Below are 15261 nucleotides of genomic sequence, written 5' to 3'. Positions count from 1 at the left end.
TTCTGCCCGTAAGCCCCGACCTGGGCTGTTCAGCTCCCGGTGTCGACAGGCTCGCGTTCCGTTTACGAGCCGGATCTGGCACCCTGGAGCCCGTGTTGCGGCTTGCAGGTGCACGGCTGCTCGATGATCGGGACTATCCGGCGGTCCGTGCCGCGCTCGGCGCCGACCCGGTGGGCAGCTGCATGGTCAGCGCCCGGGTCGAGGCCGCGGGCCTCGATCCGTGGCGGCTCGGCGGTGAACTCTGGGCCGCCGACAGCCGTCCGGTCCGAGCCGGGCGGCTCCAAGGGCTGTGCTTCTCCGGGCCCAACCTCATTCCGCTCCGCGGCAACGCGCCCGCGTTGCGCTCCTTCGCCGATCGCGCCCTGCGCCGGCAGCGAACCTGTTCCTCGCTGGTCGGACCGGCCGAGCAGGTGCTCGGGTTGTGGAACGAACTCGAAGACGAATGGGGCCCGGCCCGCGAGGTGCGGGACGACCAGCCGCTGATGGCGCTCGACAAGACACCACTCGTCAAAGCCGACCCGCTGGTCCGCGCCGTGCGGCCGGACGAGCTCGAGCGGTACCTCCCGGCCGCCGTCGCGATGTTCATCGAGGAGGTCGGCGTCGACCCGCGCAGCGGCGACGGCGGGGCCAGCTACCGCGCCCGCGTCACGGAGCTGATCGGCGCCGGGCGGGCGTTCGCCCGGTTCGAGAACGGTGAAGTCGTCTTCAAGGCCGAGATCGGCGCGATGTCGGCGGCCGTGGGGCAGATCCAGGGTGTCTGGGTGCACCCCGAACGCCGGGGTGACGGCCTCGGCACCGCCGGCACGGCCGCGGTGGTGAACCGCCTCGTCCGCGGCTTGGGCCGCACCGCGAGCCTTTACGTCAACGCGTTCAACACGCCCGCCCTCGCGGCCTACCGCAAGATCGGGTTCCAGCAGGTCGGCCAGTACGCGACGGTGCTGTTTTAACGACGGGCCGGGTCGTCGAAACCCGCGGTGCGGTTCCTGACGGGGATCGGCTGAGGCGGCCGTCGTAAGGTGGAGGCATGTCCGTTCGTGCCCCGCTGGTTCCCGGCGTCCAGACGCCGCGCCGTGACGTCCCCAGTTCCATCGCCCGTCCCGAGTACGTGGACAAGCCGGCGCCGAAGCGGGACACCGGCAACGGCGTGCGCACGCCCGAGGTGATCGAGGCGATGCGCGTCGCGAGCAAGATCGCGGCGCAGGCGCTGGAGGAGGGCGGCAAGGCCGTCAAGCCGGGCGCCACCACCGACGACATCGACAAGGTGGTGCACGAGTTCCTGCTCGACCACCACGCCTACCCCTCGACGCTGGGCTACCGCCGGTTCCCGAAGTCGTGCTGCACCTCGCTGAACGAGGTCATCTGCCACGGCATCCCCGATTCGACGGTGATCGAGGACGGCGACATCTGCAACATCGACGTCACCGCGTTCATCGGCGGCGTGCACGGCGACACGAACGCCACGTTCCTCGCCGGCGACGTCTCCGAGGAGGCGCGCCTGCTGGTGGAGCGCACGCGCGAGGCGACCATGCGGGCGATCAAGGCGGTCCGGCCGGGCCGGCAGCTCAACGTCATCGGCCGCGTCATCGAGGCCTACGCCAAGCGCTTCGGCTACGGCGTGGTCCGCGACTTCACCGGCCACGGCGTCGGCCCGGCGTTCCACACGCCGCCGACGGTGCTGCACTACGAAGAGCCCTCCGTCGACACGATCATCGAGGAGGGCATGACCTTCACGATCGAGCCGATGATCACCCTGGGCACCATCGACTACGACATCTGGGCCGACGACTGGACCGTCACCACGAAGGACAAGAAGTGGACGGCCCAGTTCGAGCACACCCTCGTGGTGACGGCCGACGGCAGCGAGATCCTCACGCTGCCCTGAGTCAGCTGCTCGTCGCCTTCTGGTAGCAGCGCACCGAAAGCGGCACGAACACCGCCAGCAGCACCGCGATCCACAGCACCGATGCCAGCACGGCGTGCTGCATCGGCCAGGCGTCGTGCATCGGCATCGCCGCGCTCGTGTTGCCGAACAGCTCCCGCGACGCCTGGGTGATCGCCGAGACCGGGTTCCAGTCCGCGATCACCCGCAGCGGCGTGGGCAGCCGCCCGCTGTCGACGAACGTGTTGGCCAGGAACGTGAGCGGGAAGATCGCCACGCTCGAGACGTTGTTGAACACCTCGGGCTTGCGCACGGCGAGCCCGAGCGTCCCCATCACCCACGACAGCGCGTAGGCGAAGGCGAGCAGCAGGAGCACGCCGCGCAGCGCCTCCAGGGGACCGGTGTGGACGCGCCAGCCGACCAGCAGGCCGACCAGGCCCATGATGAGCAGGCTCGTCACGTTGAGGATGAGGTCGGCGGTGGTCCGCCCGATCAGCACGGCGGCGGGCGACATCGGCAGCGAACGGAACCGGTCGATGATGCCCTTCTGCAGGTCGTCGGTCAGCCCGTAGCCGGTGACGATGCTGCCCATGGCCACCGCGAGGGTGAAGATCCCCGGCAGCATGAACTCGCGGTAGGACATGCCGGGGATGTCGATCACGCTGCCGAACACGTAGCCGAAGAGCAGCACGAACATCACCGGCATGAACACGATGGACCCGAGCAGGTCAAGCGACCGGAGGATCTTGATCGAGTTGCGCTTGGCGACGGTCACGCCGTCGGTCACGGCCATCTGCACCGCGTTCATCACACGGCCTCCTTCGCGGTTTCGGCCGGCTCGTGGCCGGTGAGAGTCAGGAAAACGTCGTCGAGGGTGGGGCGCCGGACACCGACGTCGCGGACGTCGACGCCTTCGGCGGCCAGCAGGGCGAGCGCTTCGGTAAGCGCTTTCGCGCCGTGGGTCACGGGCACGGTGAGCTTGAACGCCTCGGCCTGCGGCTCGCCGCTGGCCAGCCGGGCCAGCGCCCGCCGCGCGGTGGCGACGTCGGCGTGCGTGCCGACGGTCAGCTCGATCCGCTCGCCGCCGACGAGGTCCTTGAGTTCGTCGGCGGTGCCGCGGGCGATCACGCGGCCGTGGTCGACGACGGCGATGCTGTCGGCGAGCCGGTCGGCCTCTTCGAGGTACTGCGTGGTGAGCAGCAGCGTCGTGCCGCCCGCGACCAGCTCGGTGATGACCTCCCACAGCTCGGTCCGGGCCCGCGGGTCGAGCCCGGTCGTGGGCTCGTCGAGGAACAGCACCGGCGGGTTGGCCACGAGCGCGCCGGCCAGGTCGAGCCGGCGCCGCATGCCGCCGGAATAGCCCTTGACCGGGCGGTCGGCGGCGTCGTCGAGGCTGAACCGGGCCAGCAGCTCCCGGCCGCGGGCCTTGGCCCGCTTGGTGCCCAGGTGGTACAGCCTGCCGACCATCTCCAAGTTCTCGGCCCCGGTGAGTTCCTGGTCGACCGCGGCGTACTGGCCCGAAGCGCCGATGCGCGAACGCAGCTCGTGCGCGTCCTTCACGACGTCGAACCCGGCGACCGTCGCGTGACCCGCGTCCGGCTTCTGCAGGGTCGTGAGGATCTGGACGGTGGTGGTCTTCCCGGCGCCGTTCGGCCCGAGGACGCCGAGCACCGTGCCTTCCGGTACCGCCAACGTCATCCCGTCGAGCGCGGTGACCTTGCCGTACTTCTTGACCAGTCCCTCGGCCACAATGGCGTCTGGCATGGACTTCCCCTTCGTGTGTGGAGTCTTCAGGCGCGGCGGATGACGATGTCGCCGGTGTAGCTGTGGGCTTTGACCTCGACGGTCTCGGTGTTGCCGCCGGGTCCGTCGGCGGCGCTGAGCGTGTTGCGCACGGACCCGACCAGCGAGTTCAGTTCGAGCCACGCGGCGCTGCCCTCGCGGATGCCGACTTCGATCTCACCGACGGCGGTTTCGAGGACGACCCGGTCGCGGACCACCTCGCCGAGCCGGATGTCGCCGGAGGCGGTCTTGGCGTGCACGCCGGCGTGGGCGAGGTCGACGAGGATGTCGCCGTTGGCGGCGCTGACGCGCAGGTCGCCGGTCACTTCGCCGACGCGGGTCTCGCCGTTGGAGTTCTTCAGTACGGCGGTGCCGTCGATCTCGCGGATCCGCAGTTCGCCGGACCCGGTACCGAGCTCGGCGTGCCCGGTGGCCCGCTCCACGGTGACGTCGCCGGTCGCCGTGCTCGCCTCGAGCCGGGCGGCTTCGTCGAGGTGGATGTCGCCGACGGAGGTCTTGAAGCGGCTGTGACCGACCCGGCCGGTGACCCGGAAGTCGCCCATCGCGGCGGTGCCGGTGATCTGCGAACCGGCGGGCAGCTCGACCGTGATGTGCAGGGCACCGCCCCGGCCCCAGAGCTTGGTGACGTACTTCGGGCCCTTGACCAGCAGTTCACCGCCGGCGAACTCGACGCGGGTCTTCGCGACGGCCTTGACGTCCTCGTTTTCGGCCGGGTCGGCCGGGGTGACCTCGACAGTCGTTTCCGTGCCGTCGCCGGCGACGATCCGGACGTCGGCGATGCTGACGTCGATCGTGGCGGTGATCGGCTCGGGGGTGGGGAAAACAGGCATGGCTGCGCCCTCCTGGGGTGCTCGGATGGTGTCTCCGCAGGTCGGAGACGTGCAGGGAAAAGCGGGTTACTGAACCCAGCCGGTGTACTTCTCGCCGAAGGCCGAACGGCGCTGGGTGGGGCGGCTGCGCTCGGTGCCCAGGGCGCTGCTCGCGGCCCGGACGAGCCAGGCGTTGATGGAGATCCGGTCCCGGCCGGCGGCTTCTTCGACGCGCTGCTTCAGCTGTTCGGGCAGCCGCAGGTTGATGCGGGAGACGGCGCCGTCGTCGGCCTCGGGCGGCGGCGCGGCCGCCACCGGGGGTTCCGGCTCGGGTGTCGACGGCAGCGCGACCGCGAATTCGGCTTCGCGGCGGCGCAGGCGCACCTCGACGGAGCCGGGCGCGAGGTCGCGGGTGATTTCGTCGGCCGCGGCCGACAGGGCGTCGAGGAGGGTCAGCCGGATCGCCGACTCGAGCGGCGCGGTGAGCCGCTCGGCGAGGGCGACGGCTTCCTCGCCCGCCGCCTCGGCGGCGACCGCGAGCTCCCGCCGGAGTTCGTCCACGAAGGGCGTCAGGTCCATGGCACAACTATGGCGCCATCGTGGCACCACGACAACCCTGAATTGGCACCCTTAGGGGACACCAATGGTGCCATTTCCAGTAAACCCACTGGTCAGTCCCGGTGCCGGGCAAACGCCCCAATGTGGCGTTCGGTGCGTCCAGCGCACCGAACGCCACATTGGGTGCGCTGGACGCAACCAACGCCACATTGGGGCGGATGGGCGGTCAGGCGCGTTCGGTGCGCTCCAGCAGCTCGTCCAGGAAGCCGCAGGCCTCGGCGGCGGCGCGCTCCGGGTCCTGCTCGGCGATGGCGTCGGCGAGACCTTCATGGCCGATCTCGGGCACATAGCCGGCGCCCGGCGTGATGGTGGACGTCGCCGCGACGCTGGCCGTGATGACCTCGGTCAGGCCTCGGTAGAGCTCGGTGAGCAGCCGGTTGTGTCCGGCGCGGACCACGGCGTAATGGAACTCCGCGTCCGTGCGCGCGAAGTCCTGCCAGCGTCGCTCGCGCAGTTCGACCTCGCGGCGGGCGAGCAGCGACCACAGTTCGGCGACCTCTTCCCGCGTTCGCTCGACGGCGGCGAGCCGGGCGCCTTCGACCTCGAGCGTGCGCCGGACCTGCAGGACCTCGCGCAGCTCCGAGCCGCAGAGCCGGCGGATCGCGCCGGACACCTCGCTGGTGGCGCGCACGTAGGTGCCGTCGCCCTGCCGGACCTCCAGCAACCCGGTGTGCGCGAGCGCGCGCACGGCTTCGCGGACGGTGTTGCGCCCGACGCCGAGCTGTTCACCGAGCTCGATCTCGGTGGGGATGCGCTCACCGATCGGCCATTCGCCCTGCGTGACCGCGGTCCGCAGCTGCTCGATGACCTGGTCGACGAGGCCTGCCCGCCGGGTGGTGGCCAGAGGCACAGGAGTTGTCCCTTCATCCAATCATCCTACGTATGCGATAGTAGCGGGCATGAGCGTGAAATCCGAACTCGACGGCGCCGCGGCGATCCGGACGCCGGGTGTCGTCGCCGCCGGTGCGCTGCTCGCGGTCGCCGTCGTGCTCACCGCCCTCAACCTGCGCCCCGCCATCACCGGCGTCGGCCCCATGCTCGCCGAAATGCGCCAGGACCTGGGCGCGTCCGTGGTCTGGGCGGGCGTGCTCACGACGTTGCCGACGCTGTGCTTCGCCGGCGCCGGGCTGGCCGCGCCGCTGCTCGCCCGCCGGGCCGGCATCGGCGTCGCCATCGCGGTCGCGCTGGGCGCGCTCGCGGCCGGGCTCGTGCTGCGCGTGCTCGACGGCCCGGTCGTGGTGCTCGGCGGGACGCTCGTCGCCACCGCCGGGATCGCCCTGATCAACGTGCTCGTCCCGGTGGTCATCAAGGGCTCGTTCCCGGCCCGCATCGGCCTGCTGACCGGCGTCTACACCGCGGCTCTGCAGGGCGGCGGCGCACTCGGGTCGGCGGTGACCCCGCAACTCGGCGACGCCTTCGGCGGCTGGCGGCCGGCGCTGGGCGGCTGGGCGGTGCTGGCCGTCGTCGCGCTGGTCACGTGGATCCTCGCCGCCCGCGGCACCGGCCGGGCGCCGCGTCACGCCGACGCCGCCGAGGCCGGCCGTTCGCTGCTGCGCAACCGGCTGGCCTGGATCGTCACGGCCTTCTTCGGCCTGCAGGCGTTCTACGCCTACGCGGCGATGGGCTGGTTCCCGCAGGTGCTGATGGACGCCGGCGTGTCCCGCGACGACGCCGGGCTGCTGTTCGGCCTGGTCTCGCTGATCGCCGTGCCGATCAGCCTCGTCGTCGCGCCGATGGCGGCCCGGCGGCGCGGGCAGGGCCCGTGGACCGCGACGCTCGGCCTGATCGGTGTCGCCGGGACGGCCGGGCTGATGCTCGCCCCGGCGTGGTCGCCGCTGCTCTGGAGCATCCTCGTCGGCCTCGGGATGAGCGTGTTCTCACTGGCGCTGACCGTGATCGCGCTGCGCGCGCGGACCGGCGCGGACACCGCCCGGCTGTCCGGGATGGCACAGGGCTTCGGCTACCTCTTCGCCGCGCTCGGCCCGTTCCTGTTCGGCTTCCTGCACGACGTCGCGGGCGGCTGGACCGTGCCGCTGGCGATGCTGCTCGGCCTGCTCGGAGTCCAGTTGGTGTTCGGCGTGCTCGCCGGCCGCCACCGCTTCGTCTGATCCCGCTCCGGGTCAATCCAGGGGCAGGTTGAGCAGGGCGTTCTCGATCAGCTCCGGCATCGCCGGGTGGATCCAGTACTGCCCGTGCGCCATCGCCCGCGCGTCCAGGCCGAAGCTCATCGCCTGGATGAGCGGCTGGATCACCGACGACGCCTGCGGCCCGATGATGTGCGCGCCGAGCAGCTGCCCGGTCGCCGGGTCGGCCAGGAGCTTCGCGAAGCCCGTGGTGTCCTCCATCGCCCAGCCGTAGGCGATGCCGGCGTAGTCCTGCTTCGAGACCACATAGGACACGCCCTGTTCGCGCGCGGCCTGCTCGGTGAGCCCGATCGACGCGACCTGCGGGTGGGTGAACACCGCGTGCGGCACGAACCGGTGGTCGGCGGTGATCCGCTCGTCCGGGTGCAGGAGGTTGTGCTGCACCACCCGGGCTTCGTGGTTCGCGACGTGCTTCAGCTCGTGCGGCGACGAGAGGTCGCCGAGCGCGTAGATGCCCTCGACCGCGGTCTCCTGGTGGTCGTCGACGACGACGTGCCCACTGTCCATTGTGGTCACCCCGGTTGCGGCGACGTCCAGCAGATCGGAGTTCGGCTTCCGGCCGGTGGCGATCAGCAGCAGGTCGCCTTCGACGGTTTCGGCGCCCTGCGGTCCTTCGAGGTCCAGCGCGACGCCGCCGGCGGTCCGGCGCGCCCGCACGGTCTTGCGGTCCAGCCGGACGTCGAAGCGCTCCGAAGCCAGCTCGGTGAAGCGCGCGCTGACGTCCTCGTCCTCCGAGCGCAGCAGCCGCCCGGACCGGTTGACCAGGGTGACCTGGACGCCGAGCGACGCGAAGACGTGCGCGAACTCGGCCGCGATGTACCCGCCGCCGAGGATGACGATGCGCCCGGGCAGCTCGTCGAGCCGCATCACCGTGTCGGACGTGTGGTAGCCGACGTCGTCCAGCCCCGGGATCTCCGGGATGACCGGGCGCCCGCCGGCGGCCAGCACGAACCGGTCGGCGGTCAGCACCTCGTCGGGGCGCTCGCCGGGGAAGCTGACGCGCAGCTCCTTGTGCCCGGTGAAGCGGCCGGTGCCCTCGTAGACGTCGACGTTCGCGTTGTCCGCGTGGCTGCGGCGGTACTCCGCGCCGCCGGCGGCGATCGGGTCGATCCGGCCGAAGATCCGGTCGCGGATGTCGCGCCAGCGCACGCCCTTCAGTTCTTCGTCGACGCCGTACTTCGCGCTGTGCGAAGGCGTGTAGGCGACGTCGGCGGTGTACACGAACATCTTCGTCGGGATGCAGCCCACGTTCAGGCAGGTGCCGCCGAAGGTGCCCTTCTCCACGATCGCCGTCTTCCGGTCGGCGAACCCGGGGCCGAGGATCGAGTTCCCCGATCCCGTCCCGACGATCACCAGGTCGTAGTGGGGCACTGCATCCTCCGCGGGGTCGGTCCGGTCGGTCCACCCTAGCCAACCGTCTCCGTGAGACGGGTGTTCCCGGCTGTGCTGAACGTCGTATTACGTGCTCAGTGGCCGGTCGCGGTGAAGTGCATCCGGTCGGTCGGACTGCGCCAGGAACCACCCCAGCTCCACCCGATCGCCGCGAACGCGCGCACGGTCGCGTCGCCGGCCAGGACCATGCCCGGCCGCACGTGTGCCCGGTCGACGTAGGCCGAGGCCAGCTCGGGCAGCACGAGATCGCCCTGGGTGTAGGGGTTGCAGAACGGGTTGACGTCGACGGCGAGCCCGTACGCGTGCGCCGACCAGGTCGTCTGCCCGCGTGCCGGGCGGCAGACGAACGCGCTGGTCGAGTTGCCGTCGCCGGTCGGCGGCGCGGTCAGTTCGCCCGCGCTGGTCACGCGCATCTCCTCCAGCGGGAAGCGCGCCGCGAAGAGCCGGCCGAACACCTGGGTGATCCCGGCTGCGCCGGCCGCGTTCACCAGCATTTCGCCGGTGTGCGCGTGGCCGTCGAACCCCCAGAACGCCATCGTGAGGTAGCGGAGGTCGCCGGCCTTGACCGGGCAGGCGGGCTGCCAGGTGCTGCGCGCGAGGACGTCGGCGGGCACCGCGCTGATCGTCGCGGCGTACCTCCCGCCGGCCGGTGGCGGGAGGAGGTCCTTTGTCGGAAGTGTCCGGTTCACCAGTTCGGGTGGGGTGGGTTCGATCTCGCCGAAGCCGTCGGCACGGCGGGGGAGGGGACGAGCACCCACCTGCCAGGCGACGGCGGGCGCGCTCGGCGTGGTCGTGCCGCGGACCGGTGCCGTGGTCGCCGTCGGCGGCGGAGGCGCAGGTCGCGGTGCCGGCGTGCACGCGGTCAGTGCGAAGGCCAGCGCCGCCCCGAGCACCGCCGTCGCTCGCCGTCGCATCCGGCCAGCTTGGCAGAAGCGCTCGGAGTCCACCCGTTTCAGTGACACCGTTTCGGGCCCACTCGGATTACGGTGTTCAGCGCCACTCCTTCACGCACCGGAGTCGTCCGGATGCCGATTGCTCATGTCTTGTGCTGGTCCTAAGAGGGGAACGACCCATGTCCGTGAAGTCCCGCCGATCCTTGCTGCTCGCGAGCGGTGCGCTCCTCGCGGCCGCCGCGGTGGTCGTCCCGGTCGTGGTGGGCACGGCGTCGGCCGACCCGGCGTCCGCCAACCAGCCGCGGATCGTGGGCGGTGGCAAGGCTTCCCTCGCGGCCCACCCGTACACGGCGTACCTGACCGACGCGGGTGGCAACCAGTTCTGCGGCGCGGTGATCGTCAGCTCCACGGCGGTCGCGACCGCGGCGCACTGCGCCAAGGCGGTGGCGAAGCAGGACGTCCGCGTGGTGGCCGGCCGGGAGGACAAGCGCACCGGCGACGGCCAGGTCCTGGGCGTCTCGAAGATCTGGATCAGCAAGGGGTACAGCGACCCGACCCAGGGGGACGACATCGCGGTGCTGACCGTCCGCGGCCAGTTCGGCTACCGGCCCGCGAAGCTGCCTGAACGCAGTGACACGGCTTCGTACCGCGAAGGCACCACCGCGACGGTGCTCGGCTGGGGCCGCCTCGCCGACGGCGGCGACCGGTCCGACTACCTGCGCGGCGCCCAGGTTCCGGTGGTCTCGGACAGAACCTGCCGGGCCGACTACACCGTCTACAACCAGCGGACCATGGTCTGCGCCGGGTACGAAGCGGGCGGCGTCGACGCCTGCCAGGGCGACTCCGGCGGCCCGCTCGTGGTGGGCGACACGCTGATCGGGATCGTGTCCTTCGGCGACGGCTGCGGCAAAGCGGGCAAGCCGGGGGTCTACACGCGAGTCTCTGCGTACACAGACGACATCAAGGCCCAGGCCAGGCCCCGCCTCTTCGGCTGAGCGTGCTAAGCAGGGGTATGCCGACCCTGCACGACGCGACCGGCCCCGAGCTGACCGCCGCCCAGCTGCACGACATCCTCCGCCTGCGCGTGGACGTGTTCGTGGTGGAGCAGAAAGCCGCGTACCCCGAGCTCGACGGCCGTGACCTGCTGCCGGAGACCCGGCACCTGTGGTTCGAGGGCGACGACGGCGTCACGGCGTACCTGCGGGTGCTGCTCGACCCCGGCGGCGTCCGCCGCATCGGCCGGGTGGTGACGGCCGCTCAGGCCCGCGGCCGTGGCCTGGCGGCGAAGCTCATGGACGCGGCCCTGACAATCCCGGGCGAGTACGTCCTCGACGCCCAGACGTACGTCCAGGGCTTCTACGCGCGCTACGGATTCGTCGCGGAAGGCGCCGAGTACACCGACGACGACGGAATCCCGCACATCCGCATGCGCCGCCCAGCCTGATGCCCGGCCAATCACGCGAGTCCCGCGTTCAATCACGCGAGATCGGCCCTCAATCACGCGAGTCCCGTCCCCAATCACGCGAGCCGACCCTCCGGGGGCGGCTCAGGTGGTGGCACCCCGTGGTGCCGTCGCGGTGATCACCTTCACCGCACGGTCCACATCGGACTCCGTGAGGTCGGCCCGCGCCGTGAGGCGCAGCCGGGAGATGCCGTCCGGTACCGACGGCGGCCGGAAGCAGCCGACGCGGATGCCCTGCTCCGCGCACGCCGCCGCCCACGCGACGGCCGATTCCGCGGACGGCGCCTGAACCGAGATCACGGCGGCGTCGGGGAGGCTCGCCTTCAACCCGGCCGCCTTCAACGACATCGCCAGGTTGCCCGCGTTCTCCACCACCTTCCCCGCCAGCCCCGGCTCCTCCTTGAGCGCGTGCAACGCGGCGAGCGCGGCGGCGACACTGGCGGGCGCGAGCGCGGTGTCGAAGATGAAGCTGCGAGCCGTGTCGATGAGGTGCTTGATCACGCGACGCGGCCCCACCACCGCGCCGCCCTGGGCGCCGAGCGACTTCGACAGCGTCAACGTCGTGACGACGTCGGGCGCGCCCGAGAGCCCGGCCGCGTGGACCGCGCCGCGGCCGCCCTCGCCGAGGACGCCGAAGCCGTGGGCGTCGTCGACCAGCAGCGCGGCCCCGTGCTCGCGGCAGATCCCGGCGAGCTCGCCGAGCGGGGCGAGGTCGCCGTCGACCGAGAACACCGAGTCGGTCACGACCAGTGCCCGCGGCTTGCGCCGGGTCGCCAGGGCGTTCTTGATCGCCGACGGCGTCGAGTGCGCGACCGCGGCGACGTCGGCCCGCGACAGCCGGCAGCCCTCGATCAGAGACGCGTGGATGTACTTGTCGGTGACGATCGCGGCCTCGGCCCCCGACAGCGCCGTCACCGCGCCGAGGTTGGCCATGAACCCGGACGAGAACACGAGCGCCGCCTGCGCGCCGCAGAACCGGGCGAGCTCCAGTTCCAGTTCGGTGTGCAGTTCGGTCGACCCGGTGACCAGCCGGGAGCCGGTCGAGCCCGCGCCCCAGCGCAGCGTGGCGGCCGCGGCGGCCCCGGCGACGCGCTTGTCGCGGGCCAGCCCGAGGTAGTCGTTCCCGGCCAGATCCAGCTCATCCGACCGGGCGGGACGCGGCCGCAGCTGCCGCACGAGCCCCGCGTTCGCGCGCTTCTCCGCCTCGGTGTCGAGCCAGTCGAAGACCTGGTCGGGCGGGGGTGTCGGCGGCGTAGTCACGTCCCGCAGTCTCCCATCAGGACGCCGCGCGGCCCTGCGGCGGGCCCGGAAACGCCGGAAGCCCCGGACCGGCGGGTGCCGGTCCGGGGCTTCCGGAGCAGAAATCAGCTGTCGTAGCCGCGACGCGGGCCACGGCTGGGGCGGCCGTAGCCACCGCTGCCGCCCGCGCGGGGCTGACGGGCGCGGCCGCCGAAGCCGCCGGGACGGCCTTCGCGCGAGCCCTGGCCGCCGTAGCTGCCACGGTCGCCACCGTGCTCACGGTCGCCACCGTGGCTGCGCTCGCCACCACGGCTGTAGCCGCCGCCACGCTCGCCACCACGGCTCGAGCCGCCGAAGCCACGGTCGCCGCGGAAGCCACCGCCGCCGCGACGCGGGCTCTCGCGCCGCCGCTCGATGACCGGCTCGCCGCTGGGCTCGCGGGCGCCGGTGATGCGGGACAGCTCGGCGTCGCCCGGGCGGACCGTCGTCGACTCGGCGCGCACGCCGGCGCGGTCGGTCAGCCGGCGGACCATCCGGCGCTGGTCGTTGGTGACCACCGTGACGACGACGCCGGACGCCCCGGCGCGCGCCGTGCGGCCCGCGCGGTGCAGGTAGTCCTTGTGGTCGGCCGCCGGGTCGACGTGCAGCACCAGCGAGATGTCGTCGACGTGGATGCCGCGCGCGGCGACGTCCGTGGCGACCAGCACCGGGGTGTGGCCTTCCTTGAAGTCGGCGAGGACGCGGTTGCGCTGTCCCTGCGTCTTCCCACCGTGCAGCGCCGCCGCGTTCACGCCCTGCTCGCGCAGCCGCTCGGCGAGGCGGTCGACGTGGTGCTTGGTGCGCACGAACATGATCGTGCGGCCCTCGCGGGCGCCGATCTGCGTGATGACGTCCTGCTTGTCCTGGTGCGAGACCTGGAGCACGTGGTGGTCCATGGTCGTCACGCTCGCGGTCGACGGCGCGACCGAGTGCGTGACCGGGTCGGTCAGGTACTGGCGGACCAGCCGGTTGACGTCACCGTCGAGCGTCGCGGAGAACAGCAGCCGCTGTCCGCCCGGCGGGGTGAGGTCGAGGATCTCGCGGACCTGCGGCATGAAGCCCATGTCCGCCATCTGGTCGGCCTCGTCGAGGGCGATGAAGTTGCAGTCGCCCAGGTGTGCGGTGCCCTGCCGGACGTGGTCCGACAGCCGCCCCGGGGTGGCGATCAGCAGGTCGACGCCGCGGGACAGCGCGTCCGCCTGCCGGGTGAAGGCCATGCCGCCGACGGCGGTGCGGCACCACAGGCCGAGCGACTTGGCCAGCGGGGTCAGCGAGTCGGCGACCTGCATGGCCAGCTCGCGGGTCGGGACCAGGATCAGCGCGCGGGGGCGCTTCGGGCGGGCCTTGCCGTCGGCGAGCCGGGCCAGCATGGCCAGGCCGAAGGCGAGGGTCTTGCCGGAGCCGGTCTGGGCGCGGCCCAGCACGTCCCGGCCCGCCAGCGCGTCCGGGATGGTCGCGGACTGGATCGGGAAGGGGCTGTTGATGCCCGCCTCGGCCAGCGCGCGGAGCAGCGGCTCCGGCAGGCCCAGCTGGGCGAACGTCTTGGTGGCCACAAGCTCGACCGCGTCGTCGCGCAGCATGTCGCCGCCGGCCGGGCGGGTGCGCGGCTTGCGGTCGGGACGGCCCGCGTGAGCGGACGTCGAGGAAGGGCCGGAGTTGAACGTGACGGTCACAAATGCCTCTCGGACGTGGTTCGTCGCAAGGGAGGCCCGGGCTGCCCGCGCGCAGGCAGGGCAAGATGGTGTGCGATGGGCGTTCACAGGGACGGACCCCGGCACACCGTGTCATCGCTTGCCGACACTGCGCGCCGCTTGGTTTACGGATCACCGCGAGCCATTCGGTGGCTCTGGAGGCGACGGACACCAACTCATCCACGCCGCCTGTTGCGGTCTGTACATACTGTACCTGAGGTGGGGCCGGGACTACTCATTGAGGTCACCTGTTGTGGGCGGCGTCGCAGATGTGTTCCACGCCATAGCCGCGACGCCGCCCACGCGATCACCCGATCCCGGCCGCGGAAACGAGCTGCGCGAGCAGCTCACCGGTGTTCGTGACGTGCTCGCCGAGGCCGCGGGCATGGAACCAGCCGGCGAGGTTGCGCACGTCCCGCGCCAGGAATTCGACGCCGCCGGGGTTGGCGATGACGTCGACCACCTGCGGCAGGTCGATCACCATCAGCCTGCCCCGGTGCACCAGCAGGTTGTACGCCGAGAGGTCGCCGTGCGCGAGTCCCTCGGAGGCGAGCAGCTCGAGCGCCGCGACGGCCTGGAACCACAGGTCGGCCAGCTCGTCCGGCTCCGGGCGCACCTGGGCGAGGCGGGGCGCGGCCGTCCCGTCGTCCTCGCCGAGGAACTCGAGCAGCAGCTCGGTCCCGTTCCGCTGCACCGGGTACGGCACGGGCGCGCCGAGCGTCCACAAGCGACTCAACGCGGCGAACTCCGCGACCGTCCACTGTTCGGCGATGAGGTTGCGGCCGAACGCGCTGCGCTGCCCCATCGCCCGCGTCTCGCGGGACCGGCGCATCCGTCGCCCTTCGAGGTAGCCGGCGTCGCGGTGGAACAGCTTGTGTTCGTCGCTGCGGTAGCGCTTCGCGGCGAGCACCGTGCCCGGGGTGCCGGGTAGGCCGCGCCGCAGCAGGTGGACGTCGGCCTCCTTGCCGGTCTTGAGGACGCCGAGGTCGGTGTCGACGGCGGCGAGTTCGGTGACGACCCAGTCCGGCCGGGGCAGCGGGCCGTGCTCGGCGTCGTCCCAGGTCGACCAGCGGTCGGCGCCGTCGGGCAGCGCGTTTTCGGTGTAGGCGTCGTCGCGGAGCTTCGCGAGGCGGACGCGTTCGCCTTCGGTCAGCCGGCCGCGGCGGGTGGGTTCGGGTTCGTCCTCGAACCGCCCGCGACGCCGGGAAGGTCCCTCGCCGCTCCGCGCGCGGCGGCGGGAGGGGCGTTCGTCGGACAGGTCGAAGTCTTCGAAGTCGTGCTGGCGCACTGGT

Annotated in this window: 15 protein-coding genes; 5 read left to right on the top strand and 10 right to left on the bottom strand. The window is 72.0% G+C overall.

Going from position 1 to position 15261, the window contains the following annotated elements; translation table 11 throughout:
* Positions 1–92: 92 nt before the first annotated feature.
* Positions 93–947 carry a GNAT family N-acetyltransferase gene (locus tag AB0M82_RS26330; RefSeq protein WP_364726978.1) on the top strand — a complete coding sequence of 285 codons (855 nt, stop codon included), beginning with the start codon at positions 93–95 and terminating at the stop codon, positions 945–947.
* 77 nt (positions 948–1024) lie between these two features.
* Positions 1025–1882 carry a type I methionyl aminopeptidase gene (map, locus tag AB0M82_RS26325; protein WP_364726976.1) on the top strand — a complete coding sequence of 286 codons (858 nt, stop codon included), beginning with the start codon at positions 1025–1027 and terminating at the stop codon, positions 1880–1882.
* Position 1883: 1 nt separating this feature from the next.
* Here map and AB0M82_RS26320 read toward each other — a convergent pair whose 3' ends face one another.
* The 5 genes from AB0M82_RS26320 to AB0M82_RS26300 all read right to left on the bottom strand — a co-directional run bounded on the left by AB0M82_RS26320 (position 1884) and on the right by AB0M82_RS26300 (position 5959).
* Positions 1884–2687: an ABC transporter permease gene (locus AB0M82_RS26320; RefSeq protein ID WP_364726975.1), complete on the bottom strand. Its 804-nt coding sequence runs from the start codon at positions 2685–2687 to the stop codon at positions 1884–1886.
* Entirely contained in the window at positions 2687–3643 is a 957-nt protein-coding gene (locus AB0M82_RS26315; RefSeq protein WP_364726973.1) for an ATP-binding cassette domain-containing protein, read from the bottom strand. Before AB0M82_RS26315 ends, AB0M82_RS26320 begins: the two co-directional genes overlap by 1 nt.
* Positions 3644–3669: 26 nt before the next feature.
* Entirely contained in the window at positions 3670–4512 is an 843-nt protein-coding gene (locus AB0M82_RS26310) for a DUF4097 family beta strand repeat-containing protein (protein ID WP_364726970.1), read from the bottom strand.
* A gap of 66 nt (positions 4513–4578) precedes the next feature.
* Complete coding sequence (locus AB0M82_RS26305) at positions 4579–5070, bottom strand: hypothetical protein (RefSeq protein WP_364726968.1); 492 nt, start codon at positions 5068–5070, stop codon at positions 4579–4581.
* 205 nt (positions 5071–5275) lie between these two features.
* Entirely contained in the window at positions 5276–5959 is a 684-nt protein-coding gene (locus tag AB0M82_RS26300; protein WP_364726965.1) for a FadR/GntR family transcriptional regulator, read from the bottom strand.
* Between the two features lie 49 nt (positions 5960–6008).
* Between AB0M82_RS26300 and AB0M82_RS26295 the strand changes: the two genes are divergently transcribed.
* Positions 6009–7217: an MFS transporter gene (locus AB0M82_RS26295; protein ID WP_364726962.1), complete on the top strand. Its 1209-nt coding sequence runs from the start codon at positions 6009–6011 to the stop codon at positions 7215–7217.
* Between the two features lie 12 nt (positions 7218–7229).
* On the opposite strand, the gene AB0M82_RS26290 is transcribed toward AB0M82_RS26295, so the two are convergent.
* Together AB0M82_RS26290 and AB0M82_RS26285 are read right to left on the bottom strand one after the other, a co-directional pair.
* The gene (locus AB0M82_RS26290) at positions 7230–8624 is read right to left on the bottom strand and encodes a mycothione reductase (protein ID WP_364726959.1); all 1395 of its coding nucleotides are present in this window, start codon (positions 8622–8624) and stop codon (positions 7230–7232) included.
* 95 nt (positions 8625–8719) lie between these two features.
* Positions 8720–9559, bottom strand: a complete 840-nt coding sequence (locus AB0M82_RS26285; RefSeq protein ID WP_364726956.1) for a M15 family metallopeptidase — start codon at positions 9557–9559, stop codon at positions 8720–8722.
* A gap of 158 nt (positions 9560–9717) precedes the next feature.
* Between AB0M82_RS26285 and AB0M82_RS26280 the strand changes: the two genes are divergently transcribed.
* Both AB0M82_RS26280 and AB0M82_RS26275 read left to right on the top strand, forming a co-directional pair.
* On the top strand, positions 9718–10533 hold the full coding sequence (locus AB0M82_RS26280) for a serine protease (RefSeq protein ID WP_364726953.1): 816 nt from the start codon (positions 9718–9720) through the stop codon (positions 10531–10533).
* Positions 10534–10550: 17 nt separating this feature from the next.
* The gene (locus AB0M82_RS26275) at positions 10551–10982 is read left to right on the top strand and encodes a GNAT family N-acetyltransferase (protein WP_364726950.1); all 432 of its coding nucleotides are present in this window, start codon (positions 10551–10553) and stop codon (positions 10980–10982) included.
* 102 nt (positions 10983–11084) lie between these two features.
* Here AB0M82_RS26275 and AB0M82_RS26270 read toward each other — a convergent pair whose 3' ends face one another.
* The 3 genes from AB0M82_RS26270 to AB0M82_RS26260 all read right to left on the bottom strand — a co-directional run bounded on the left by AB0M82_RS26270 (position 11085) and on the right by AB0M82_RS26260 (position 15257).
* Entirely contained in the window at positions 11085–12260 is a 1176-nt protein-coding gene (locus tag AB0M82_RS26270) for an 8-amino-7-oxononanoate synthase (RefSeq protein WP_364726947.1), read from the bottom strand.
* 104 nt (positions 12261–12364) lie between these two features.
* Positions 12365–13951 carry a DEAD/DEAH box helicase gene (locus AB0M82_RS26265; protein ID WP_364726944.1) on the bottom strand — a complete coding sequence of 529 codons (1587 nt, stop codon included), beginning with the start codon at positions 13949–13951 and terminating at the stop codon, positions 12365–12367.
* A gap of 325 nt (positions 13952–14276) precedes the next feature.
* Positions 14277–15257, bottom strand: coding sequence for an RIO1 family regulatory kinase/ATPase (locus AB0M82_RS26260; protein WP_364726941.1), 981 nt, complete (start codon positions 15255–15257; stop codon positions 14277–14279).
* Between the last annotated feature and the right edge of the window lie 4 nt (positions 15258–15261).

The organism is Amycolatopsis sp. NPDC051128, from assembly GCF_040682715.1.
Lineage (GTDB): Bacteria > Actinomycetota > Actinomycetes > Mycobacteriales > Pseudonocardiaceae > Amycolatopsis.
The sequence above is the reverse complement of the archived record's forward strand: the minus strand, read 5'-3'. Positions and strand labels throughout refer to the sequence as shown.